This is a genomic window from Marivita sp., from assembly GCF_051859345.1.
Classification (GTDB): domain Bacteria; phylum Pseudomonadota; class Alphaproteobacteria; order Rhodobacterales; family Rhodobacteraceae; genus Marivita.
In genome coordinates this window covers 24,955-47,979 of sequence record NZ_JBHYFV010000031.1, presented here as the reverse complement: position 1 = coordinate 47,979, position 23,025 = coordinate 24,955, and the positions used below count along the sequence as shown (strand labels likewise).

Here is a 23,025-nt window from a genome sequence, read left to right as displayed (position 1 = left end):
ACACCGGCACTTCCATCGGGAAGCCACCAGCCTCCCAAATCCCGGCCTTCACCTTTTCGGCCAGTTCCCGCAGGTGGCCGTTGCACGGCGTCATGTCCGACCAGGTGTTCAGAATGCCGATAATGGGCCGCCCGTCGAACAGGTCATCCGGGTAGCCCTGGTTCTTCATCCAGCCCCGATGGTAAATGACATCCTTCGTGCTGCCCCCGTACCATTCAGCCGATCTCAGCTTGCGGGGCCATTCGGCAGGTTTGAAAATCATGCCTTTAGCCTTTCACACCGGCCGATATCATGACGGCCTCGGTCACGCGTTTCTGGAAGATGAGATACCCGATGATCACCGGGGCAGCGGCAAGCAGCGCCAGTGCCATCATTCGGGCATAGGCCACTCCGAAAGCGTCGTTGACCTGTGTGATGCCAACGGGAATCGTCATCATGTTTTCGCTTGTGACAATCAGGAACGGCCAGAAGAAATTGTTCCACGTGGTGATGAAGGTGATGATCGCCAGCGCCGCCGTGATCCCCCAGTTGAGGGGTAGGTAAAGCTTGAAGAGAAGTGTGAATTCCCCGCCGCCATCCAGCAGCACGGCCTCGCGCATTTCCTTGGGTATGGCGTCGAAGAACTGCTTGTAGACGATCACCACGACCGGCACGATCAACTGTGGCAGGATGATGCCCCACCATGTGTTGACCAGTCCCAGGTCGCTCATCAGGATGAATTGCGCGACGTAGAGCGCGGGAACGGGGACCATGAAGCTGGCCACGACCAGCAGATAGAGCGCCTTGCGCCCCGGAAAGCGCAGTTGTGACAGGGCATAGGCACACATCATTCCGGTCAAGAGCACGATCGCGGTGGTGATCACCGAGGTTGCGACGGAATTGAGGTACCAGATCGGAAGTTTGGAGGTCGACAGGACTTCGACATAAGCCGAGAAATTCAGCTCATCCATGAAAATACCCGCGTCCGAGACGATGCGGTTTTCACTGCGCAAGGAGGTGGTCAACGCCCAATAGAGCGGGAAGATCCAGATCATCGCAGCAATCAGGACGATACCGGAGAAAGCGAAGTTGCGTGCGCGCTTGGCGGTCATTTGCGTCCTCCGATGCGCAGCAGTTGAAATTGCAGGACCGATACGATGACGATGACCAGGAACAACACCATCGCGATGGCCGAAGCATACCCGCCGTTGTTCAACTGGAACGCCTCGCGGTACATCTGCATGAGCACGACATAGGACGAATTGAACGGCCCCCCGTTGGACAGCAGGTAGACTTGATCGAACAGCTTGAGTTGCAGGATGAGTTGCAGGGTCAGGACAAGCGCGGTCACCGGCCAAAGCAAGGGCCAGGTCACGCGCCAGAACCGTTGCCAGGGTGTTGCACCGTCAAGCGACGCGGCCTCGTAGAGATCCTCTGGAATATTGCGCAGACCCGCGATCAGCAAGAGCACGTTGAACCCGTTGGTCCACCAGATCGTGACAACCGCAATCATGGGCATGACCCAATAGGGGTTTCTGAAGACCGGCACCGGCTTTCCGGTCACCGCAGCGATCAGGGGTTGAAGAATACCGAACTGAAAATCCAGCATCCACGCCCAGATCAGCGTGACCACCGAGACCGGCAGGACATAAGGAAGAAAGAACAGCGTCAGCACCAGAGCCTGCATGCGACCTTTGAGTTTGCTCACCGCCAGCGCGATGAGCAGTGCGATCACCGTTGTCGGTACAACGGTCAGCAGCACGAAGTAGAGGTTGTTCCAGAGCGATGTAAAAAACAGCTTGTCGTTGAGGAGCTTGGCATAGTTGGCAAGGCCGATCCATTGCCCCTCGCCGATCAGCGGTGCGTCCGTGAAACTGAGCGCGATGACCTTGTAGGTCGGGTAAAGGAAAAAAATCGCGAAGACAAAAATAAAGGGAGCGATCAGAAGGCCTGCGGCCCGCAGCTCGCGGTGGCGGCGTTTCAATTTCGACATGATTGCCCCCTTACTCACGGGATTGGGTCGGGGGCACTCGTGGTGCCCCCGGTTTGATTGATCAGTTCAGAAGGCCTTGCAACTGATCCTTCATTTGCGCGGTGGCGTCCTCGGCGCTGAGGAAACCGTGCACTGCGGGCGCGATCAGATTATCGACCGCGTCATAGATCGGCGAGGCGACACCCGCGATCTTTGACCTCGGATCGAAGGCCGCGTTGTCAGCCAGTGATGCATAGGTCGCGTTGGGCTCAAGCGCGGCGTACTCTGCGCTCTCGACTGTCGGCTTGTAGGCCGGGATGTGACCCGCGCCTGCCCACGCCAGCGAATGCTCTTGCATCCAGCCGATGACGGTCAGGACCGCATTCCGCATCTCGTCGGTCATTTCGGGGTCGTTCGGGATGGCGAAGGCGTGGGAATCCGCCCATGTTGCAGGCTGGTCCATCATCTGCGGGACTTCGTTGGCGAACCATTCAAAGCCCAGCGTTCCCGCCTCGGTTTGATCCTTGAAAGTGGGGACTTCCCAAACACCATTGATATGCAACACGGCCTTATTTCCCGAGAAAAGTGCGACCCCTGCCTCGTAAGACGCCTGTTCCGGGATCAGCCCTTCCGATCGCCAGTCGGCGAGGGTCTGAATGGCAGTCACGGCTTTGTCGAAGTTGTCGCCGGCCAGCACTTCGCCATCGGTCAGGATTTCGCCGCCCTGCTGGCTGAGCAGGGTGTAGAACATGCGCCAGGTGCCACCGCCACCCGAGGTCTGATAGCTCAGCGGATCCGAGAAGCCATTTTCCTTGGCCCAGATCAGCATTTCGGTCATGGCTTCGATGGAGTTCAGGTTGGTCAGGTTGCCATCCTCGTCCAGCCACTCCGTTCCTTCCAATGCGGTGCGGTTGTAGTGCGCCACAATGGAATGGATGTCGAAGGGGATCGCCATAAGTTGACCGTCATTGGTGGATGCGGCAGTGATCGATGCTTCGAAGAAATCGCTGGTGGAAATACCTGCTGTTTCCAGATCCTCCGCCGAGATCGGTGAAAGGACGTCTTCTTCCAACGCCAATGGCAGGCGTGAGAGGTGATAGGTCATGATGTCCGGACCTTGACCGACCGCGACCGCAGTCCGCACCTTGGTGTAGAAAGGCAGACCCCATTCCAGCGTCGTGCCGCTGATTTCGATGTCAGGATGTTCGGCATTGAACTCGTCGATCAGCGCCTTCATGCGGACGCCATCACCGCCGGCAAGAAAATCCCACCATTCGACTTCGACCTGAGCCCAGGCCGGGCTGGACAAGCCCACGACAAGTGCCGTGGTTGCCGCGAGTTTGGAAATAACACGTTTCATTTTCAGTTTCTCCTCCATGTTGTCAGTCAGTTCACCGGATACGTTCGCCTTCAGTGTCGAAGACGAAGACGCGCCCCGGTTCGGGCGTGACGGTCTGTACTGTGCCATGCATGCCGTGCCGTACGCCGGCCTGTTGGAAAATCACCGCATCGCCGCCTTCCAACGTGCCGTGCTGATATGAGACACCACCCAGTTCCTCGGCCACATCGACGGTGACCCGCAGGCCCTCGGACTGAGTCACGATCAGATGCTCGGGCCGCACGCCCAGCTCTACCGATGTTCCCTTCGAGGGTGGCTGCGAGAGAGGGACGTTCAAAGTCAGGTCGGGCTGCCCAGTCAGTCGGACGACGACGCCATCTTCGCTTCGGTCGTCGACCGTTGCGCCGAAAAAGTTCATCGACGGTGATCCGATGAACCCGGCAACAAAGCGGTTTGACGGATCGTCATAAAGGTCCAGCGGCGCCCCCGATTGCTGGACGTGCCCGCCCTGTAGTACAAAAATCGTGTCTGCCAGCGTCATGGCTTCGACTTGATCGTGGGTGACATAGATCATCGTCGCGCCGAGCTTTTGATGCAGGCGCGCCAGTTCCAGACGCATCTGGACCCGCAGTTCTGCATCGAGGTTCGACAACGGTTCATCAAACAGAAAGACATCCGGCGCGCGCACGATAGCGCGACCAATGGCAACGCGCTGGCGCTGCCCTCCTGACAATTGCGCCGGCTTCTTTTCCAGATGATCCGCCAATTGCAGAATGCCGGCAGCCTCGCGGACTTTGCCGTCGATCTCGGCTTTGGGACGTTTGGCCAGTCGAAGGCTGAAGGCCATGTTTTCGTAGACTGACAAATGGGGGTAGAGCGCATAGGATTGGAACACCATCGCCACGCCACGATCCGCCGGGTCTTCGTTTGTCACGTCGCGATCACCGATGAAGATCCCGCCGTCGCTTGTCTCTTCCAGTCCCGCGATCATGCGCAGAAGCGTTGACTTGCCACAGCCCGATGGGCCCACAAATACGGCGAATTGGCCCCGGTCGACATCCATGTCGACACCGCGAATTACATCAACGACGCCAAAACTTTTCTTGACCCCCTTTAAGTGGACGCCGGTGGCTGTCATGGCTGTTTCTCCTCCGTAACCCCTTCTGAGCTTACCTGACCGAAAGCCGGATCAGGTTGTATGAGAAAGCGGGCAGTTCGCCTCTGATGCCGCCATCGCCGACGGCAAGTTTTTCGCCCTTGCGCGGTTTGATACTGTCGGGCGCAGCGCTGGTGTTGGCAACGCGTGCCTCGGCGCTGTTGCCGCCCATGACCTTGTGTTCGACCAGTTCAAGCCCATCGAACCCTTGCAGCGCCATGTCCAGTTCCATCGATTCTTCCAGGCTGCGGTTGATGGCAAAGATCGTGATTGACGTGCCATCCGGCGACAGGACCGCCGCCACATCCAGGTAGTTCACGTCATGCGCCGCGTCGGCGTCATAGCGCGGCCCGTTAACCGCGACATTCAGCGCGGTGCCGCGACCGTACAGGCTGGCGAACTGGTACGGATAGTAGATCGATGTGGCCCAAGCGGAGCCGCCCTTTTCGGCGCGGATCGGGGCGATGACATTCACCAGCTGTGCGATGCAGGCGATCTTGACGCGGTCAGACCGGCGAATGAACTCGTTCAGAAGACCGCCGACAAGAAGCGCATCTTCAAGATTGTAGTCTTCTTCTAACAGCTCTGGCGCTTCGGGCCAATCCCAGGATTTCCAGTTCTTGGCGTCCTGCTCGCGTTTGTGATACCAGACATTCCATTCGTCAAAGCAGATATAGACATCGTTCTTGGCGCGCTTCTTGGCCTTCACATAGTCGATGACGCCACCAATGGCCTGAATGTAGCGGCCGGTTTCGTCGATTTTGGCGAAGTAGTTCAGCGAGTTGTGGCTGCTGTTCCCAAAATACTTGTGTAGTGAGATGTAATCGACAGTCTCGTAACACTCTTCCAGCACCTGGCGTTCCCAGTCGGGATAGGTCGGCATCCCGTCGTTGGATGACCCGCAGACAACGGTTTCAATTCCGCTGCCAAAGGCCTTGACCGCCTTCGAGGTTTCGTCCGCAAGCCGCCCGTATTCCTTGGCCTCCTTGTGGCCGATCTGCCAGGGACCGTCCATTTCATTGCCAAGGCACCACATTTTTACGTCATATGGGTTCTCGACACCGTGGCTGCGGCGCAAATCGCTCCAGTAAGTGCCAGACTGGTGATTGCAGTATTCGACGAAATTGCGTGCCTCTTCAATTCCGCGCGTGCCAAGATTGACGGCCAGCATCATCTCGATATCGGCATCCTTGGCCCACTGGGCGAATTCGTTGATCCCGACCTGGTTCGTTTCCTTGGACCGCCACGCCAGGTCCAGCCGCACGGGCCGGTCCTCCTTGGGGCCGATGCCGTCTTCCCACTTGTAGGCCGATACGAAATTGCCGCCCGGATAGCGAATGGCCGGGATGTTCAGCGCCCGGACAAGATCCAGGACGTCGTTTCGGAAACCGTGCGCGTTGGCCGTCGGATGATCGGGCTCGTAAATGCCGCTGTAGATCGCCCGCCCCATATGCTCGATAAACGCAGAGTAGAGTCGGTCATCGATCTGCGCGAGTGCGAAATCCCGGTGAATCGTGGCACGAGCCTTCATATCCCCTCCCAGTGGCAGATATCCTTGTTACGGACACCATAGGGATAGTCTGTCTTGACAAACAATTTACATTTCAACTTATCGCGTTGACAGTATTGGTAACGCTTCAGGTGCTGACTTGATCCCGGACATGGTCCAGAAGCCGCTGCGCGGCTGCCGACAGCAATCGGTCGCACGGACAAAGAATGTAATAGGGTTCAATTGCTATCGGTCGGGCGGTGTTCAGCAACACAAGGTCCGCGTTGTAGGGGGGCGACAGCAAGAGGTCGGCCACTTCTTCAGTCACAACCGCAATCACGTCGGAATGGCGCAACATGGACATGATCGCCACCACTGACGCCGTTTTGATCAGACGGGCGGGAATGTCTGCGCCTTCCTCGTGGAAGGCGATTTCAAGTGCATGGCGAATCGGCGCACCACGATCCTGCATGGTCCATAGATAGTCCCGCAATTCACGTAGGCGCACCACCCCGCAACCGGCAACGGGATGTCCGCGCCGCACCATAAAGGCGACTGACTCGCTGCCAGCGGGATATATGTCCAAGCCTCGCGAATTGTCATTGGGTCCCAAGCGGCTCAGGGTGAAATCATACTCCCCCGCTTCAAGGCCACGCATGAGCTGCGCCGAGGACGCAACATCCAGCGAGACATCTACCAAAGGCGCATGGCGGTGAAGTTCCAGGATCGCGGGGATCAGAACGCCCAATGCCCCTCCAGTCACCGCGCCAACACGGACGCTGCCACCAGTGCCATCCAGATGGGCGGCGAAGTCCTTGGACATTTGATCGATGTCGTGGACCAGTTTTCTGGCCTGATTGGAGAGCACATCGCCAGCGGGCGTGGTGAGCATGCCTTTCGGTGTCCGCTCGAACAGAACCGCGCCAAGCTGCGTCTCGATCTCCGCCAGCATGCGCGATGCAGCTGGCGTTGTCATCGCGCAGGCATCCGCTGCGAGGCTTAACTTGCCCAAACGCGCCACAGCAGCGATCAGGCGGAATTGGTTCGGGCGAAGAGAGCGTAGAAATGTATTCATGAGCCCACCAGATGCTTGCAGACGTAGCGTTGGTCAATGCCACATGGTGGTACCATTGCTGATCTCAGGTTTCGAACGTGATCTGCCAGGCTCTGTATTCGCAGGGTTGGGGCGGCCAGCGCCCAGTTACCGTAATATCCGACGGGAAGCCCGCTCTCCCCAATTCTGGTACCACGCGCGGGGATTGGGCAAAACCTGGGGGTCGTCGTCTATGATGGTGGTCTACCGCAAGAGGGACTGCCATGGATGTGCGTAACATAGTCGAGATGACATTTGAGAAGGGAACCACGAAGACGCGTCGTCTTGGACGCTTTGATGTCAAGGCGCTGCGCATTCGCCCTTGCGCATGCAACGCCAGATCCAACATCGTCCAAATCGGTCAGATCGCGCCGCGCAGACAACAGGAAATCAAAGGTTTGACCATCCCGATCCACAGCGCGATAGAGGTAGGTCCAGCGGCCCTTCACCTTGACATAGGTCTCGTCCATCCGCCGGGATTTGGCGGTTGACCGCCTCCGGGCCTGTGCCCAGGCGGCAATTAGCGGGTAGAAATTCACCACGCATCGGTTCAACGCGGCGTGTCGATTATGATGCCGCGCTCCTCCAGGTTTTCCTCGAGGTCGCGATAGGAGACCGCGTAGCGCACAGAGAAGAACAAAGCGTGCAGGATCACCGATTTCGGATAGGGCACGCCCTTGAATTCGATCACGTTGCAAGTTTCTCACCAACCACATGACAACGCTGGCAGATCGCAGGCACGCAGGGAAATGGAAATTATTCGACAGTACCGTCGTGGGTCAGGTGGACAAACCAAACCTCAGCCGAAGGCGCTGATATCTGATTAAGCGAGTCGGGTTTCGCTGAGATTTTGAAGTTGGGGCATTGTTTGCAAGGCTGTGCAATTTCAACACCTTTACCTATCAAGTGAAAACGACATAAGGCTCCATACCAATGGCGGTATCCACTGCACAGAAGTGCAAAAAACCTTGACTCAATGCTTGATGCCGTAAAGGTTTGCTGCATGGACCGCGTTGCAGAGGAACCCCATCGACGTGTGCCGAACGATTTGCGATGTCGCAAGGAGGGCGAACATGTGGACAGGATATGACAGGAAGGTGCAGGTATTCCGCACCCCGTTTCTGAGCGACAGAATGGAATGAAATCCGAAACGGCCCGAACAATTCGGTCTACCGTACCGGAACTGTCCCTGGCGCAGCGAGTGCGTTATCGCGTCCGCGTCGCCTCGCGCGAACCGACGACACTGATCGGTATCATTGCCGCAATCTTGTTTCTCTATCTTATCGCCGTCCCGATCCTGTCGATCATGACGGATGCCGTGACCGTCCAGTTTGGCGACGAACGGCGGACAGACGCCGCCACCGGTAACGGCACGCTCTACTATCTGAGGCGAACCCTTCTGTCGCCAGTTGCGTTCGACCTGTTTTGGGAGCCGCTACGCAATACGCTTTACGTGGCATTCAGTGCCATCGCCGTGTCGCTTTTCGTTGGCAGCATCCTGGGTTGGTTGATCAGCCGGACTGACATGTTCGCCCGCCGCTGGTTCGCCACGGCGTTGATCGTGCCCTACATGCTGCCGGGCTGGACCTTTGCGTTGGCCTGGACCACGCTGTTCAAGAACCGGACCGTGGGTGGTCAACCCGGATGGTTCGAGGCGATGGGCCTGTCGCCGCCCGATTGGCTCGCCTATGGACAATTCCCGATTACCGTCATTCTGGCACTGCATTACACGCCTTTCGTAATCCTTTTATTCGGGTCCGCACTGAAACGCTTTGACAGCCAATTAGAGGACTCGGCGCGCATTCTGGGCGCCAGCCATCGCGACGTGGCAATGCAGATCGTGCTGCCTTTGATGCGTCCGGCGTTGATGTCGGCGGTGGTGTTGATCTTCGCCAAATGCCTCGGAGAATTCGGTGTGGCCTATGTGCTTGGGTTGCCGGTGAACTTCGACGTTCTGGCGACCTCGCTTTATCAGTCGATCGGATCGCGGCAAACTGGTGTGGCGGGCGTTCTGGCTGGGGCGATCATGCTGATCGGGGTGATGACGATCTTGATCGACGCCTACCTGGTGCGCGAGGCGCGCCGCTTTGTCACCGTGGGCAGCAAGGGCATGATGAACGTTGTGGATCGTGGGGCTGGCCTCGATCGGCTCTGGGGTCCTGGGCATCCTGGTGGGCTATGTCGTGGTGCGGACTCCGGTCAGGGCGCTGTCGGTCTTTCTGCGACAGGTGACGTTCTTGCCATATCTAGTGCCCGGCATCGCCTTTGGAGCGGCCTATCTGTCGCTGTTCGCGGTGCCCCGCGGACCGATCCCGGCGCTATACGGCACATATGCCATCCTGATACTCGCACTGATGGCCGACCAGATGCCCTATGCCTCGCGTGCCGGGATCTCGGCCATGATGCAGCTGGGCAAGGATCCGGAAGAAGCGGCGCAGATCATCGGTGCAGGGTGGTTCCAGCGGATGCGGCGCGTGGTGATCCCGATCCAGAAAGGGTCGCTTGTCACCGGGATCATGCTGCCCTTCATATCGGGCATCAAGGGGTTGAGTCTGTTCGTGATTCTTGCCGTGCCCAGTACCGATGTGCTGACGACTTTTTCGCTGCGGCTGGTCGATTACAACTATACGCAAGCGGCGAACGCCGTGGTCTTGATCATCGCGGCCATCGCCTATTTCGGAACACTGCTGGCCCAAAAGTTGGCCGGAGTAAATCTTGCAGAAGGGCTGGGAAGCTGATGCCAGAGATAATCCTGCGCCAGGCACACAAGAACTATGGTGGCGGATCACCCGATGCGGTGAAAGGGCTTGACCTGCATATCGGTGACGGCGAGTTCATGTGCTTGTTGGGACCATCAGGCTGCGGCAAGACCACGACCCTGCGCATGATCGCTGGGCTGGAAAACCTGTCGGGCGGCGAGATCCAGGTCGCCGAAGAGATCGTGGACTGCGTCGCCAAGGGTATCTTCATCGGCCCGGAAAAGCGCAAGATGGGACTGGTTTTCCAGAGTTATGCGCTATGGCCGCATCTGACCATCGAACGTAATACCGATTTCGGGCTGCGGCTGCGCAAACTGCCAAGAGCCGAACGGGAACAACGTGTGACAGAGGTCATGCAGGCGTTGGGGATCGAACAATACCGCGACCGTTATCCCTCGCAGTTGTCGGGCGGGCAGCAACAGCGGGTCGCGCTCGCGCGGATGTTGGCAGTCAATCCCGGCATTCTGTTGCTAGATGAGCCGCTGTCGAACCTTGACGCCCGGCTGAGGCTGGACATGCGCGCCGAACTCAAGAGAATCCATGCCAATTTCGGCACCACGATCCTGTTCGTCACCCATGACCAGTGGGAGGCGATGACACTGGCCACGACCATTGCCGTGATGAACGAGGGGAGGTTGCAGCAGATCGGCACACCCGACGATATCTACGGCAGACCGGCCAACCGTTTCGTCGCTGAATTCGTCGGCAGCCCACCGATCAACCTTTTCGACCTGGCGGATGGTCACGGAAATCCGGTCGAACGGCAGATCACCAATTATCTTGCGGCGTGTCTGGACGTTACCCCGGTGCCGGGGTCTGTCGGGTTGAGGCCAGAGGCCCTTCAGGTGGCACCGGACGAAGCCTCGATTCCAGCCGAGAATTTCCGCCACGCGGCGATTGTGACTGGCATTCTGCCCACTGGCGGGAGCTGGATTATTGAGACGGAATGCGGCGATCAAACCGTTTTCCTGACAACCACCGAAAGCCCCATCTTGTCCGGCGGAGATAGGATTTTCCTGCATGCGGCACCCACAGCCTTTCATCTCTTCGATGCTCAAGGCGAGCGATTGGCCAAAGCGGATGCACAACTGGCTGCGATGGCAGCAAACGCAACCTAAGACCGACTGAAACTGAAACGACAACAGGAGGAGACACTAGATGAAACGCATCACGACAAAGGCTTTTCTTTTGGCCACGGCAATAGCGACCTTCGCGTCAGGCGCCGCTCTGGCCGAGGAATTCAATCTCGATGCTCTGATCGAGGCCGCGCGCGCCGAACCGGCGATCAATGTCTATGACAGCACCGGCAAGATCGTTGAAATGGCCGAGAAATTCACCGCCAAATACGGGGTCGAGGCCATCGGCACAAAGATCAAGGCACCCGCCGCGCTGGAAATGATCATCCGGGAGGCGCAAGCCGGCAATGTTCAGGCCGACGTTTCAATTATCTCGGACGTGCCGGCAGCGATGGCGCAACTGATCCCGCAGGGCTTTGCCGAAAGCTGGGTTTCTCCGGCCTTGGCCGAACATATCCCTTCAGAGGCGCAGAACCCGTTGCTGGTGGTCAGCAGCGCGAATATCATCGCCTACAACACCACGCTCTACGATACCTGCCCGTTGACCAACATCTGGCAGTTGACAGAGGAAGAGTGGAGCGGTCGTTTTGCCATGCAGGATCCGCTGGGCAAACCGTCCTATACGGACTGGTTCAACCAGATGCGAACCTATGCCGATGACAAGGTTCGTGCGGCCTATGAGGCGCAATACGGCAAGCCTCTGGAAACGGAATACGACAGCGCGACCGAGGCCTTTGTCGCTGCGCTTGCCGCTAATGGCCCGCTGCTGACCGACAGTGATTCCGCCGCCGCAGAGGCCGTGGCCGCGCCTGGACAGACGGAACCGTTTCTGGGTCTGGTCGCCTCTGCCAAGTTTCGCGACAACGCGGGTGCCGGGTTTTCGCTGGGCTTGTGCAAAGGGGTCGATCCGATAATCGGCTTCATGAACTCTGGCGCTGGCCTGATGATGACCGGGAGCGACAGCCCCAACGCATCGAAGCTGTTTCTGCACTATGTCATGACAGCCGAAGGCATCGCGCCCCAATCGGCGGATGGCAAGATGTCCAGCAATCGCTCCGTTGCGCTACCGGACGATGAACCGTCGGGCATCGGCGAATATGTCGATCAGGTCTTGGCCTACAACCCAGCCAAGGGCGAGGATGACTGGGATACGCGTCAGGACTGGCAGGATTTCTGGCGCGTGAACTACGCACGCTGATACCGTGCAAACCGGCGGGCGGCCCAAGGTCTTCCCGCCGGTTACTTCTTTCCAGTTTTGAACACGAAGGGCGCAGGCTCATGCAACTTAGCACGACCGAACTTGATCGGCGCGAGGCGTTCTGCCGCGAACTGGCGTACGACGCGGCGCGGCTGGCCCTGGATGGTTTTCACCGGCAAATGGGACAGCCCGTCGGAATGAAGGGACCGCAGGACTATCTTACCGAAACCGATGGCGAGGTTGAACGCCACATCAGGGATCGTATTGCCGCGACCTTCCCGCACGATGCATTTCTCGGAGAGGAAACCGGCGCGGATGCCGCTGCAGGCGCCAAAGGCGCTGTTGTCTGGGTTGTCGATCCGATTGATGGCACCGCCAACTTTGCACGGGCCATCCCCCATTTCTGCGTGTCGATCAGCCTTGTCGCCAATGACGAGATACAGATTGGTGCCATTGTCAATCCGGCAACGGATGACCTTTTTTTTGCAAGAATGGGGCGTGGGGCCACCTTGAACGGTCACACCGTCCGTGTTGCCGCAACTGATGACATTCGTGCAGCTTCGTTTGAACTGGGCTGGTCGCCACGCATCCCCGCAGCACGGTATATCGGCGCGCTGTCGGCCCTGCTGGAGGCAGGCAGCAACGTGCGGCGCGGCGCATCTGGGGCGCTGGCTCTGGCCTATGTCGCCTGTGGGCGCAGCGACGGCTATGCAGAATTGCACATGAACTCATGGGATTGCCTTGCCGGGCTGCTTCTTGTGCAGGAGGCGGGCGGAATCGTTGGGCCATTTCTGTCCCGTGGCGGGTTGTTCGACGGTGCGCCGGTTCTGGCGGCTGTCCCCGCGCTGGCTGGAGTGCTATCGCAGTCTACCGGAATCCCGATCCTCTCGGGGCTCGGCCGCATTTCCAGCCCGGTCACGGTCAACATCTGAGGACGTCCATGCAAGATCGACCAACCAAGCACTACGAACGCCCCGCTATCAGCCTGATCTACGAAAACCTGCCCGTCCATGGGGTCGATCTGTATCTCGGGGGCCGTCAGGGTGCCGCCAATCTGGACCTCCTGCGCCGTCACGGCATCACGACGGTGCTGAACACTGCCGTCAATCTGGATTTCAACTATGCCGATCCGGTGCCGAAATCGGCGGGTGGCATCGGCTATGGCCCCGGTCCGGTGCGCTATTACAAACTGGGGATAGTCGATGGCCCCGGCAATCCGCAGACCATGATGCTGGCCGGGTACTATCAACTTCTGGGAGCATTGGACCAGATTTTGCCCGATCGAGCCAGCTATCCGATGCGGGAACGTGGCAATGTCCTGATCAATTGTCGCGCGGGCCGGTCGCGGTCCGTGGCGCTTGCCGCGCTGTTCTTGCACCTGCAGCTACCAAGCGAATTTCCGACGCTGGCCGATGCCATTGATCACACCCGCCGCAAACGCGCGTTGCAACCCGACGAATGGCACGAGACCCCCAAGCCGATGCTGATTGATGCAGCGGAGCGGGCAGCGCAATGGGTACGCATGGTAGAGGCCGATCTTGCAGCGCGTCCCGCACCAACCGTCGAGGACGTCGGCTGATGACCCGTATCGCCGTCATCGCCGACCCGCATTTTCATGACACGAGACTGAAGCCCGGCGGCACGGATTTGAACGGGGCGTTCCGCAGCTATGACGACACGGCATCCTCGACCCGCGTGTTTAACGAAAGCGCGCCTGCCTTTCGCGCCGCCCTCGATCGCGTCGTTGCCGAGGGGATCGAACTTGTCATCATAGTTGGCGATCTGACCGACGACGGACAGGTGCCGAACATCCTCGGGGCCATGTCGTTGCTCGACGAATATCGCGCGGCCCACGGCTTGCAGTATTACGCGACACTGGGCAATCACGACCTCTTTGCGCTGGCCGGTCGTCCGCAGACCAAGGAATTCCTACGTCCCGATGGAACCCGCGTCACCGTGACCAGCGACCCGGAAACGGCGCGACGGACCGGCGCGCTGTTGTCGTCGGAAATGGCAACAACGGGCACTTTGTCCGCACTGAACCTGATGGCACCGCTGGGCTTCGTGCCGCGCCCCGGTGAATTGTACTGGGAAACGCCGTTCGGTCCTGGCGCGGATTTCTCGGATCGGACCTATGTCGCCCGCAGCGCCGATGGCAGCGCGACTTGCCGGATGATCGACGCCTCATATCTGGCCGAGCCCGTGGAAGGTCTTTGGCTGATGTCCATCGACGCCAATATCTGCACGCCGAAGAATGGCGCGATCGATTTCGACGCGGTTGAGTCCTACTTCGATCCAACAGATGGCGGCTGGGGCGCTTTGCTGGATCAACGCGCCTATCTTTTGGACTGGATGACGGATGTGGCGGCGCGGGCGAAGGCGCAGGGAAAGCACTTGCTGGCCTTCTCGCATTATCCGGCGCTTGATCCCCTTGCTGGGTGTTCGGCCATTGAAACGACTATCTTCGGGGCAACCGGGCTGGCCCGCCGTGCGCCCGGTCCAGAGGTGGCGGAGGCCTTTGCCGCGACCGGAGTGCCAATCCACCTCTCCGGGCATCTACATGTCAACGACACCGCGATCCACCGGGACAGCGCGGGCGGCTTCGTCAACATTGCGGTGCCTTCCCCCATTGGATTCCCGCCCGCTTTCAAGATCCTTGAAACGGGTCCGAACAGTCTGACGGTGCGTACCCTGTCGCTGAACGATGTGCCGGACCACGACATTGCCTATGCGTTCTATCTCGCAGAGGCCGCGCACCTGGGCACTGACAGTCCCACCGCGGCGCAAAGCCCCGATCACGGGACCTTCATCGACCGGCATCTGGCCGATCTGGTGGTGCAGCGCTACACCGCGCGCGAATGGCCCGAGGATATGGCAGGGTTCGCGGCGGATCGAACCGTTTCCGATCTTGCCGACCTGCTGGGTCTGCGGGGCATCGGACTTGCCGATCTGCCCCTGACAACCCTGCGCGCCGATTGGTACCGGTTGCGCAAGGGGGCCGATGCGGCCTTTCGCTATATCCCGCGCGACCGGATGGCGACATACGACAGATTGCTATCCGCACTGCCGGAGGCCGCGCCGGAGACGTCGCTTGGACAAACATGGTTGATCTTTCTACAAATCATGCAGGCCTATCGGCGCCGCCCGCCCGCCGGTGATTTCACCGTTTCGCTGGACGATCTGACAGTAGAATATCTGGATGATTGACAGTCAGGGGCGGACCGTGTTGCGCCAGATCGGTTGCAGCGCCATCCGGGTCATGCGGATCGCCGGTGCTTCGGTCGCGAGCATGGTGGCGATTCGCTCTGCCATCTCTTCGATCGGTTGGCGAAAGGTCGTCAGCCGGTAGGAATTCCAGCTTGCCTCAGGGATGTCATCCAGTCCGATGATGCACAGATCCGCAGGGATGGACAGGTTGAATTCCTGCCGCGCGACATCCATGAAACCGGTGGCCAAAAGGTCGGTGACGCAAAATACCCCGTCGGGCCGAACGGACGCAGCCAACAGCGCGCGCGCACTGGCCGCCCCCGTGGCATAGCCAGTCGGTCCCTCGCGGCTGATGTGGATCTCCATTCCATCGGCACGGGCTTGGGCCTCGAACGCAGTTTCTCGCGCGGTCAAGCTGGGTGTGCCTGCTGTCGAACTGACAACGACGAGGCGGCGGCATCCGGCGCGTTTCAGCATCCGGTACGCCTCTTGTGCCGCTGCCTCGTTGTCGACCATAATGCTTTCCGGACCGTCCGTCATATCATCACGGTTGATCAGGATGACGCGCTGGCCGTTGTCGATACAGGTTTGGATCAGCGTGGCGGGCGGGCTGCCCGAAACCACCAATGTGGCATCTGCGCGGTAATTCAGGCTTTGCTTGAGTGCGTTTTCGACATTTTGCGGATCGCCCGCTGTGTTTAGAACCATCACCACCTTGCCGATCTCCTGCATCCGACGGATGCAAGCCTCGACAAAGGCGGAATGATAGGGTGCCCCCAGTTCAGCAACAAGGATGCACACGATACCCGACCGTTGGTGCATTAGGCCGCGCGCCAGATGGTTGACGTGATAACCCAGTTCCTCCGCTGCCCGCAGCACTTTGGTGCGGGTCGTGGCAGAGACGCTGGCACCTTCGGTGAAGGTGCGCGAAACGGCAGACCGCGACACGCCTGCGCGTTCTGCGACCTTCTGTGCGCTGACCGAATGGCGCGCGGGACGGGGATCGCGGCTGGACAATGAAGGTATCCCAATCGTTTCGGCTTCCCCGGGTTTGCACCAAAAAAACGATCAAGACCACTGGCAACCGACCATGCCATCCTTGTTTTCATGGCAGCTATTCCGACCCCGATGATCTTAAGGATGCGATCTACGACTACCTGCTGCAACACAACGCCAGGCCGAAGCCCCTTTTCTTGAGCAAGAGCGCCGACAACATCATCACCCGAGAGCGCCGCGCACTTGATGCCCAAGCGCGTATTCTGAGCGCCGTGCAAGACATTGTGGCACAACATCCTGGTGGGGAGACCTCGCCATTGTCACGCATGGTGCTGTGGGAACCCTGCTGTATTGCCACCTGCAAGGCGTGGCCATCGATCGGGTCCACGATCAGCCGGGACAGGGCCATTTCTGGACTGCCAACCTGGCATCTCTCCTCCCCGATCACGGCTGGAGACCGATCACCTGACCCGTCGCGTCATTTGTCTTGTACGTTGACTGCGTGAGGCCTCAGCCGCGCCAAGCCCTGTCGGCGACTTCAACAAGCGTGGCAACACCCGGCGGGGCACTGGAATGGAAGGGAACTTACTGACGCCAAGGGCCGCGTTGAAAGGGTCCGCAGGCAAAGACGCTTTCTTCAATGGTTATGACGCGGTGGTTTCATGGCTATACGGTGAAACCCCTTGGCTGATCGCAGGACGGCACCCTCGCTCAATTGCGTCGCCTCCTGCCGATAGATCTTTTGCCAAGGTGTCTGTGCAGGAGGCGCGGGGGGACGCGTTTCGAGCCGCCTCCGGTCGATCTCGTCCTCGTCGACCAACATGTCGCAGCGCCCGGAATTCAGGTCGATCAGGATCATGTCGCCGCTTCTGAGCCAGGCGAGGCCGCCGCCTTCCGCGCTTTCCGGAGAGGCGTGCACAATCGAAGGGCTGTCGGCCGTGCCCGATTGGCGCCCGTCGCCGATGGTCGGCAGGCTTGTGATGCCCGCCCGGATCAGCCGGTCGGGCGGTTGCATGTTCACCACTTCCGCAGATCCGGGCCAGCCGAGCGGGCCGGCCCCGCGGATCACCAGGATCGAGCGTTCGTCAATGTCGAGCGCCGGGTCGTTGATCCGGGCGTGGTAATCTTCGGACCCGTCGAAGACCACGGCGCGGCCTTCGAAGCAGTTCGCGTTGTCCGGGTTGGAAAGGAAGCGGCGGCGGAAGTCATCAGAGATCACGCTGGTCTTCATGATGGCGAAATCGAAGAGGTTGCCGGTGAGCACGCGAAAGCCTGCGCGTTCCATCAGGGGTGCTGCAAAGGGGCGGATGACCTCGCGGTCCTTCGCTTCGCAGCCTTCGAGGTTCTCGGCGATGGTCCGGCCCGTGACGGTCCTGCAACCGGTCTCGAGTACCCCGGCCTCGGCCAGTTCCCACATGATCGCGGGCACACCGCCGGCGCGGTGGAAGCGTTCCGACAGGAAGCGCCCGGCGGGCTGGATATCGGCGAGGAGGGGGATGTCGTAGCCGTGGATCTGCCAGTCATCCTTTGACAGCTCGACGCCCGCGGCCTCGGCAATGGCGGCGAGATGCGGCTGCGCGTTGGTCGATCCGCCGATGGCGGAATTCACCCGCACGGCATTGAGCATCGCCTCGCGGGTCAGGATGGTCGAGGGGCGCAGGTCCTCCGCGACCAGCTCGACCGCGCGCTTGCCGGTGCGATAGGCCATCTGCCCGCGCTCGCGGTAGGCGGCGGGAATCGAGGCGCAGCCGGTGAGCGAGAGGCCCATGGCCTCGGCCAGGGCATTCATGGTCGAGGCGGTGCCCATTGTGTTGCAATGTCCGATCGAAGGCGCGGACTCGAGCGCCATCTCTAGGAATTCCGCCCGATCGATCTCACCCGCAGCGTAGCGGCGGCGGGATTGCCAGATGACAGTGCCAGAGCCCGCCAGGCGGCCCTCGTGCACGGAATCGAGCATCGCGCCGCCGGAAAGCACGATGGCCGGGATGTCGACGGTCGCCGCGGCCATGATGGCTGCGGGGGTGGTCTTGTCGCAGCCGGTAGTCAGCACCACCCCGTCGAGGGGATAGCCGTGCAGCAGTTCCACCAGCCCGAGATAGGCGAGGTTGCGGTCAAGCGCCGCCGTGGGACGGCGGCAGTTCTCGAAGATCGGATGTGTGGGGAATTCGATGGGAATACCGCCGGCGTCGCGGATGCCGTCGCGTACCCGCTTGGCCAGGTCGATATGGTGGCGGTTGCAGGGCGAGAGATCGCTGCCCGACTGCGCGATGCCGATGATCGGGCGGCCCTCGGTCAGTTCCTCGGGGGTCATCCCGTAGTTCATGAAACGCTCGAGGTAGAGCGCGGTCAAGTCGGCATGGTTGGGATTGTCGAACCAGTCCTGGCTCCGGAGACGACGTTTCGTCATTGTAGGATCCCCCTTGCCGCAAGATTGCCCATCAGCGCGCGTGTTCCGAAGCTCCAGGGCGCGACCGCGTCGCAGGGGCGCACCCTATTGACCAGGCGGCCGAGCTGCGCCGAGGACACGGTGACCACATCGCCCGTCTTGTGGGTAAAGCCCATGCCCGCGCCGTCGCGGTCTTTGGTGGGCGCGAACATCGTACCGAGGTAGAGCATCGCGCCGTCCGGGTATTGGTGTGTCGCGTTCAGGAGCTGCGCCGCGAGTTCCGTGGGTTGGCGCGAGATCTGGGCCATGTCGGAATGGTCGGAAAGGGCGAAGCCGTCGTGGCCCGTGATTTCCAGGCCGACGCACAGGGTGCTCAGGTCTTCGATTGCGAAACCATCGTCCATGAGGCGGATGAAGGGGCCGATGGCGGCGGCGGCGTTGTTGTCCTTGGCCTTGCCGAGGAGCAGGGCGGAGCGGCCTTCGAAATCGCGCAGGTTCACGTCGTTGCCTAGGGTGGCGCCGCGGATCTCGCCGCGCGAGTTGATCGCGAGCACCACCTCAGGTTCCGGGTTGTTCCAACGCGAGCCGGGATGCACGCCGATCTCGGCGCCGCAGCCCACGGCCGACATCGGCTGGGCCTTGGTGAATATCTCGGCATCCGGTCCAATCCCCACCTCGAGGTATTGCGACCAGAGCCCCGCTTCCTGCAGATGCGTCTTCACCTCCGCTGCCTTTTCCGAACCCGGTACCAGCCCCCGCAGGTTGCCACCAAGAATTTCGGCCAGCTCGTTTCGGATCGCCTCCGCACGGGCCGGGTCGCCCTTTGCGCGTTCCTCGATCACCCGTTCGATCATCGATCCCGCAAATGTCACGCCCGCAGCCTTGATGGCCTGCAGGTCGCAGGGCGCAAGCAAGTGCCCGGCGCTTCCCCTGCCGTCGCCCTGGTCCAGGAAATTGTCGAGCGGACCCAGAGAGCGGCCTCCGTCATGCAGCGCCCCGAAAAGGTCGTCAATTTCCAAGAGGTCCGCCATGGTCGGGGCGATATGGGTGAGGTTCTGCACCTCACCGTCCCTGACCAGGACTGGGCAGGGGCCGCTTTCCGTCTTCGACCAGACCCGGCCCAAGAGCAGGGCCCCGTGGCCTTCCGGCAGGATGTCTTTCGCGCTCAAAGCCAGTGGCTTGTTCTGTGTCATTCTGAAACCCTTGTCCCGCGTCCGTAAATCAGGAGCATGCCGGCGATGACCGTGCCGTATATGATCTGCCGCAACGCCTCGGTCATCTGCATGATCGACAGCGCCGAATTCAGCAGGCCGACGCCGGTTCCGACCGCAAGGGTCGCGATCATGCCGAAGGCGATCTGGGTCGGGGTCCCGTCCAGCAGCCAGGAGGCCACGCAGGTCGTCAGGGTCATGATCGCCCCCACCGAAAGGGCGAGTCCGCCGAGCAGCACCGGCACTGTCTCGGCCATAGCGACAAGACCGATCGCCACCAGCTCGTTCGAGTTCTGCACCAGCACGGCGGTCGAGAAACCGCGCGGATGCATCAGGTGGTAGGAGAGGTAGAGCGCAAGGAAGAGCGCCAGAGCGGCGGCAAATCCCCGGTTCTGTCCGATCCAGCGGGTCATGCCATTTCTCCGTGTATGTTGAGCGATGCCGAGACGATGGCTTCCTCGGTGATCGCGTCTCCGGTCGGATCGCTGACCACGCGGCAGTCGTTGAGCACGATCACCCGGTCGGAGCAGCCGACCAGCTTGGCGTAGTCGGAGGAATAGAAGAGGATGGATTTCCCCTCGTCTTCCAGCGCCCGCATGATGCGGAAGGTCTCTTTCGTGGTGCCCACGTCGATGCCGCGCGTCGGGTCGTTCATCAGGATCACGTCGGGCGCGATCATCAGCCACTTGGCCAGCACGACCTGCTGCTGGTTGCCGCCAGAGAGCGTCTGGACCGTATCCTCGGTGGCGCCCGCCTTGAACTGCAGCCGCTCCATGCCCTCCTGGATGCCCGCATCCGCCGTCTCGGCGGGTCCGGAGAAGCTGACCTTCTCGCCGTTGACCACGGCGATCCTGTAGGGGCCTTCCTTGGCGGACCACTGCATGTACGTCATATCCTCGTCCCAAGGGGCGAAGCACTCGGGTTCGGCACCGGGATCCGAAACGACCTTAAGACCGCCGTGGAGCGCGCCCACGCCCAGAAACGTCGCTGTCACCAGTGTCGCAAACAATGTCTTCGGTTTCATTTTCTCTTCCCAGAGAGTTTGGAAATTCCTATGTCCGGCCGGCTGACCACCGGCTCTCGTTCGAGTTGCTCGTCAGGTCTTGCCTTCCGGAATGGCGGCCTGCTTGGAAAAGGCTGCGAGGCCTTGCCGCAGGTGCGTCCGCATGAGGTACTGGTAGGCTAGGTGGTCCGTCTCCTCGACTGCCCGCAAGACGCCTTCGTGTTCCTGGTAGGTTTCGCCCTCGATGATACGGCGAGTCTTGCCGTGCTGCATGATGCGCAGGATCACCGGCTTCATGATGCCGTAAACATCGAGGATCGATCCGTTTCCGGTCAGCGAAATCAGCTTGATGTGGAACTCGAAATCGAACTCCGACGCCTCGACGACGCTGCGTGTCTGCACCATCCGGCGGTTGAGGTCGCGCAGTTCGGCCATGTCCTTCGGCGTCGCCGCATCGAAGATGGCGAGCGCGGTGCCAGTCTCGATCAACTCGCGGAACCCCTGGATGTCGTCGAAGGTCCGACGCGAGATCTCGGCCACGTTGAACGAGAAGATGTCCAGCGCGCGGTTCATCCGTTCGTCGATGATCGTCGCGCCTACTTTGGGCCGCACGTCGACAATGCCATAGGCCTTCAACATCCGCATCGCCTCGCGCACCGTATTGCGGCTGATCGCGAAGCGCTCGCAGAGCTCACGCTCGGTCGGGAGCTTGTCGCCCACGGTCAGCCCGTCGGTGTCGATCAGCTGGCGGATCTGGGCCACCACCTGATCGACGGCCGATTGGCCCCCGGTATCTTCTGAGGTCTCGACCAGGTCCGATGCTTCTAATTTTTCGGTCAAGATGCCCCTCACACAAGCCAGGTGGCAATCGGCGGGAAGAACAGGATCGTCGCCAGGACCACCAGTTGCAGAGCGATGAAGGGCAGAAGCGCGACGTAGATGTGCTTCAGAGTGATCTCCTTTGGTGCCACGCTCTTGAGGTAGAAGGCGGCGGGGCCGAAGGGCGGCGTCAGGTAGGAGACCTGCATGTTCACCGCGAAAAGAATGCCGAACCAGATCGGGTCATAGCCAAGCTGCACCACGATGGGCACAAAGATCGGCAAGGTCAGCAAGGCGATGCCGATCCAGTCAAGGAACATGCCCAGCACCAGCAGGATCAGCATCATCACCATGATGATGACCACCGGCGCCGCATCGATTCCGAGGATCGCCTCGGCAACGAAGCGGTTGCCGCCCATCAGGTTATAGACGCCGACAAGCACGGCGGCGGCGATGCCGATCCAGATGATCATGCCGCAGGTCTGGAGCGTATGCACAAGGCTGTCCTCGACCATCTTCAGTGTCAGCTCGCGCCGCAACATGGAGATGATCAGCACGGCCGAGACCCCCATGGCCGCCGCTTCGGTGATCGAGGCGATGCCGCCGTAGATCGAGCCCAGCACGACGAAGACGATGAACAGGGGGCCGGCCAGAGCGCGGAGGGCAGAAAAGATGGATTCCTGCGCCACTTCCTCGCGCGACATTGGCGGGCCAAGCTGCGGATTGCGCCAGCAGAGGAAAAGGACATAGGCCACATAGAATCCCAGCAGCAATAGCGCTGGGGTAATCGCGGCGATGAAAAGATCGGCGATGGAGGTGTTTGCCACCAGGCCGTAGATGATAAGCACGATGGAGGGCGGCATCATCGTACCCAGCGACCCGCCCGCGCAGACCACACCGATGGAAAGGCTCCGGTCGTAGCCAAGCCGCAGCATCTGCGGCAGGGCGAGAATGCCCAGCAGGACGATCTCGCCCCCGATGACGCCAGACATGGCGGCCATTAGGATCGCGACGATCAGCGTCTGGACAGCCACGCCACCGGGCAGGCGCCCGGCGAGGATACGCATCCCGTTGAACAAAGACCGCGCGATGCCCGAGCGGTCGAGCAGCGCCGCCATCAGGATGAACATTGGAATGGCGACAAGGGAATATTCGGTGATGAAGCCAAAGATCCGAGAGGTCACCAGTGGCAGGGCCATTGGGCCGAACCAGCCAAAGGTGAAGATAAGCGCGACAAATCCGGTGACCCAGGCCAGCGGCTGACCGGTGAGAAGCAGCAGAAAGATCGCGCCAACAAGGAGATAGGACCCGTATTCGATACCGATAGCACTGAGGTCCATTG

General features: G+C 60.4%; 20 protein-coding genes and 2 pseudogenes. 7 read left to right on the top strand and 15 right to left on the bottom strand.

All coding sequences use genetic code 11. From position 1 onward, the window contains the following. The 8 genes and pseudogenes from ACTIEN_RS16885 to ACTIEN_RS16850 form a co-directional block, all read right to left on the bottom strand. A partial coding sequence (locus tag ACTIEN_RS16885) for a dihydroxy-acid dehydratase domain-containing protein (RefSeq protein WP_439524315.1) occupies positions 1–262 on the bottom strand: 262 nt, incomplete at its 3' end. Positions 263–266: 4 nt separating this feature from the next. Then, positions 267–1,091, bottom strand: coding sequence for a carbohydrate ABC transporter permease (locus tag ACTIEN_RS16880; protein ID WP_439524314.1), 825 nt, complete (start codon positions 1,089–1,091; stop codon positions 267–269). Beyond that, positions 1,088–1,972, bottom strand: a complete 885-nt coding sequence (locus ACTIEN_RS16875; protein WP_439524313.1) for a carbohydrate ABC transporter permease — start codon at positions 1,970–1,972, stop codon at positions 1,088–1,090. Before ACTIEN_RS16875 ends, ACTIEN_RS16880 begins: the two co-directional genes overlap by 4 nt. A 61-nt stretch (positions 1,973–2,033) precedes the next feature. Beyond that, a complete protein-coding gene (locus ACTIEN_RS16870; protein WP_439524312.1) occupies positions 2,034–3,311 on the bottom strand; it encodes an extracellular solute-binding protein in 1,278 nt (425 codons plus the stop codon). 31 nt (positions 3,312–3,342) lie between these two features. Continuing rightward, positions 3,343–4,428, bottom strand: coding sequence for an ABC transporter ATP-binding protein (locus ACTIEN_RS16865; RefSeq protein ID WP_439524311.1), 1,086 nt, complete (start codon positions 4,426–4,428; stop codon positions 3,343–3,345). A gap of 31 nt (positions 4,429–4,459) precedes the next feature. Next, a complete protein-coding gene (gene arfA / locus ACTIEN_RS16860) occupies positions 4,460–5,977 on the bottom strand; it encodes an arabinosylfuranosidase ArfA (protein ID WP_439524310.1) in 1,518 nt (505 codons plus the stop codon). A 106-nt stretch (positions 5,978–6,083) separates the two neighbouring features. Further along, complete coding sequence (locus ACTIEN_RS16855; RefSeq protein WP_439524309.1) at positions 6,084–7,010, bottom strand: LysR family transcriptional regulator; 927 nt, start codon at positions 7,008–7,010, stop codon at positions 6,084–6,086. 380 nt (positions 7,011–7,390) lie between these two features. Beyond that, positions 7,391–7,719 (bottom strand): annotated as a pseudogene (locus tag ACTIEN_RS16850) (IS6 family transposase); the annotation flags it as partial. A 447-nt stretch (positions 7,720–8,166) separates the two neighbouring features. Here ACTIEN_RS16850 and ACTIEN_RS16845 point away from each other — a divergent pair. From ACTIEN_RS16845 to ACTIEN_RS16815, 7 genes and pseudogenes are all read left to right on the top strand, one after another. Beyond that, positions 8,167–9,072: pseudogene (locus tag ACTIEN_RS16845) on the top strand (ABC transporter permease); the annotation flags it as partial. An 85-nt stretch (positions 9,073–9,157) separates the two neighbouring features. Then, on the top strand, positions 9,158–9,766 hold the full coding sequence (locus ACTIEN_RS16840; RefSeq protein WP_439524318.1) for an ABC transporter permease: 609 nt from the start codon (positions 9,158–9,160) through the stop codon (positions 9,764–9,766). Continuing rightward, on the top strand, positions 9,766–10,905 hold the full coding sequence (locus tag ACTIEN_RS16835; protein WP_439524317.1) for an ABC transporter ATP-binding protein: 1,140 nt from the start codon (positions 9,766–9,768) through the stop codon (positions 10,903–10,905). Before ACTIEN_RS16840 ends, ACTIEN_RS16835 begins: the two co-directional genes overlap by 1 nt. 40 nt (positions 10,906–10,945) lie before the next feature. Continuing rightward, positions 10,946–12,061 (top strand): ABC transporter substrate-binding protein, encoded by a 1,116-nt coding sequence (locus ACTIEN_RS16830; protein ID WP_439524308.1) that lies wholly within the window; start codon positions 10,946–10,948, stop codon positions 12,059–12,061. Between the two features lie 80 nt (positions 12,062–12,141). Then, the gene (locus tag ACTIEN_RS16825) at positions 12,142–12,993 is read left to right on the top strand and encodes an inositol monophosphatase family protein (protein ID WP_439524307.1); all 852 of its coding nucleotides are present in this window, start codon (positions 12,142–12,144) and stop codon (positions 12,991–12,993) included. An 8-nt stretch (positions 12,994–13,001) separates the two neighbouring features. Next, entirely contained in the window at positions 13,002–13,640 is a 639-nt protein-coding gene (locus ACTIEN_RS16820; protein ID WP_439524306.1) for a dual specificity protein phosphatase family protein, read from the top strand. Then, positions 13,640–15,268, top strand: a complete 1,629-nt coding sequence (locus tag ACTIEN_RS16815) for a metallophosphoesterase family protein (protein ID WP_439524305.1) — start codon at positions 13,640–13,642, stop codon at positions 15,266–15,268. The genes ACTIEN_RS16820 and ACTIEN_RS16815 overlap by 1 nt, the downstream gene beginning before the upstream one ends. Positions 15,269–15,271: 3 nt before the next feature. Here the strand turns inward: ACTIEN_RS16815 and ACTIEN_RS16810 are convergent, their stop codons facing one another. From ACTIEN_RS16810 to ACTIEN_RS16780, 7 genes are all read right to left on the bottom strand, one after another. Then, on the bottom strand, positions 15,272–16,285 hold the full coding sequence (locus tag ACTIEN_RS16810; protein WP_439524304.1) for a LacI family DNA-binding transcriptional regulator: 1,014 nt from the start codon (positions 16,283–16,285) through the stop codon (positions 15,272–15,274). 616 nt (positions 16,286–16,901) lie between these two features. Further along, positions 16,902–18,671, bottom strand: a complete 1,770-nt coding sequence (locus ACTIEN_RS16805) for an IlvD/Edd family dehydratase (protein ID WP_439524303.1) — start codon at positions 18,669–18,671, stop codon at positions 16,902–16,904. Then, the gene (locus tag ACTIEN_RS16800; RefSeq protein ID WP_439524302.1) at positions 18,668–19,843 is read right to left on the bottom strand and encodes a fumarylacetoacetate hydrolase family protein; all 1,176 of its coding nucleotides are present in this window, start codon (positions 19,841–19,843) and stop codon (positions 18,668–18,670) included. The genes ACTIEN_RS16805 and ACTIEN_RS16800 overlap by 4 nt, the downstream gene beginning before the upstream one ends. After that, positions 19,840–20,274: a hypothetical protein gene (locus ACTIEN_RS16795; protein ID WP_439524301.1), complete on the bottom strand. Its 435-nt coding sequence runs from the start codon at positions 20,272–20,274 to the stop codon at positions 19,840–19,842. Before ACTIEN_RS16795 ends, ACTIEN_RS16800 begins: the two co-directional genes overlap by 4 nt. Beyond that, positions 20,271–20,885, bottom strand: coding sequence for an ATP-binding cassette domain-containing protein (locus ACTIEN_RS16790; RefSeq protein WP_439524300.1), 615 nt, complete (start codon positions 20,883–20,885; stop codon positions 20,271–20,273). Before ACTIEN_RS16790 ends, ACTIEN_RS16795 begins: the two co-directional genes overlap by 4 nt. Positions 20,886–20,957: 72 nt before the next feature. Next, complete coding sequence (locus ACTIEN_RS16785) at positions 20,958–21,704, bottom strand: FadR/GntR family transcriptional regulator (protein WP_439524299.1); 747 nt, start codon at positions 21,702–21,704, stop codon at positions 20,958–20,960. A gap of 8 nt (positions 21,705–21,712) precedes the next feature. Beyond that, entirely contained in the window at positions 21,713–23,023 is a 1,311-nt protein-coding gene (locus ACTIEN_RS16780; RefSeq protein WP_439524298.1) for a TRAP transporter large permease, read from the bottom strand. Between the last annotated feature and the right edge of the window lie 2 nt (positions 23,024–23,025).

Bases quoted from the DNA above. Each gene is read 5' to 3' on its own strand.
- ACTIEN_RS16815 (WP_439524305.1), top strand. From the start codon at position 13,640: ATGACCCGTATCGCCGTCATCGCCGACCCGCATTTTCATGACACGAGA.
- ACTIEN_RS16800 (WP_439524302.1), bottom strand. From the start codon at position 19,843: ATGACACAGAACAAGCCACTGGCTTTGAGCGCGAAAGACATCCTGCCG.
- ACTIEN_RS16790 (WP_439524300.1), bottom strand. From the start codon at position 20,885: ATGAAACCGAAGACATTGTTTGCGACACTGGTGACAGCGACGTTTCTG.
- ACTIEN_RS16830 (WP_439524308.1), top strand. From the start codon at position 10,946: ATGAAACGCATCACGACAAAGGCTTTTCTTTTGGCCACGGCAATAGCG.
- ACTIEN_RS16820 (WP_439524306.1), top strand. From the start codon at position 13,002: ATGCAAGATCGACCAACCAAGCACTACGAACGCCCCGCTATCAGCCTG.
- arfA (WP_439524310.1), bottom strand. From the start codon at position 5,977: ATGAAGGCTCGTGCCACGATTCACCGGGATTTCGCACTCGCGCAGATC.
- ACTIEN_RS16780 (WP_439524298.1), bottom strand. From the start codon at position 23,023: ATGGACCTCAGTGCTATCGGTATCGAATACGGGTCCTATCTCCTTGTT.
- ACTIEN_RS16870 (WP_439524312.1), bottom strand. From the start codon at position 3,311: ATGAAACGTGTTATTTCCAAACTCGCGGCAACCACGGCACTTGTCGTG.
- ACTIEN_RS16835 (WP_439524317.1), top strand. From the start codon at position 9,766: ATGCCAGAGATAATCCTGCGCCAGGCACACAAGAACTATGGTGGCGGA.
- ACTIEN_RS16865 (WP_439524311.1), bottom strand. From the start codon at position 4,428: ATGACAGCCACCGGCGTCCACTTAAAGGGGGTCAAGAAAAGTTTTGGC.
- ACTIEN_RS16855 (WP_439524309.1), bottom strand. From the start codon at position 7,010: ATGAATACATTTCTACGCTCTCTTCGCCCGAACCAATTCCGCCTGATC.
- ACTIEN_RS16880 (WP_439524314.1), bottom strand. From the start codon at position 1,091: ATGACCGCCAAGCGCGCACGCAACTTCGCTTTCTCCGGTATCGTCCTG.
- ACTIEN_RS16875 (WP_439524313.1), bottom strand. From the start codon at position 1,972: ATGTCGAAATTGAAACGCCGCCACCGCGAGCTGCGGGCCGCAGGCCTT.
- ACTIEN_RS16825 (WP_439524307.1), top strand. From the start codon at position 12,142: ATGCAACTTAGCACGACCGAACTTGATCGGCGCGAGGCGTTCTGCCGC.
- ACTIEN_RS16805 (WP_439524303.1), bottom strand. From the start codon at position 18,671: ATGACGAAACGTCGTCTCCGGAGCCAGGACTGGTTCGACAATCCCAAC.
- ACTIEN_RS16795 (WP_439524301.1), bottom strand. From the start codon at position 20,274: ATGACCCGCTGGATCGGACAGAACCGGGGATTTGCCGCCGCTCTGGCG.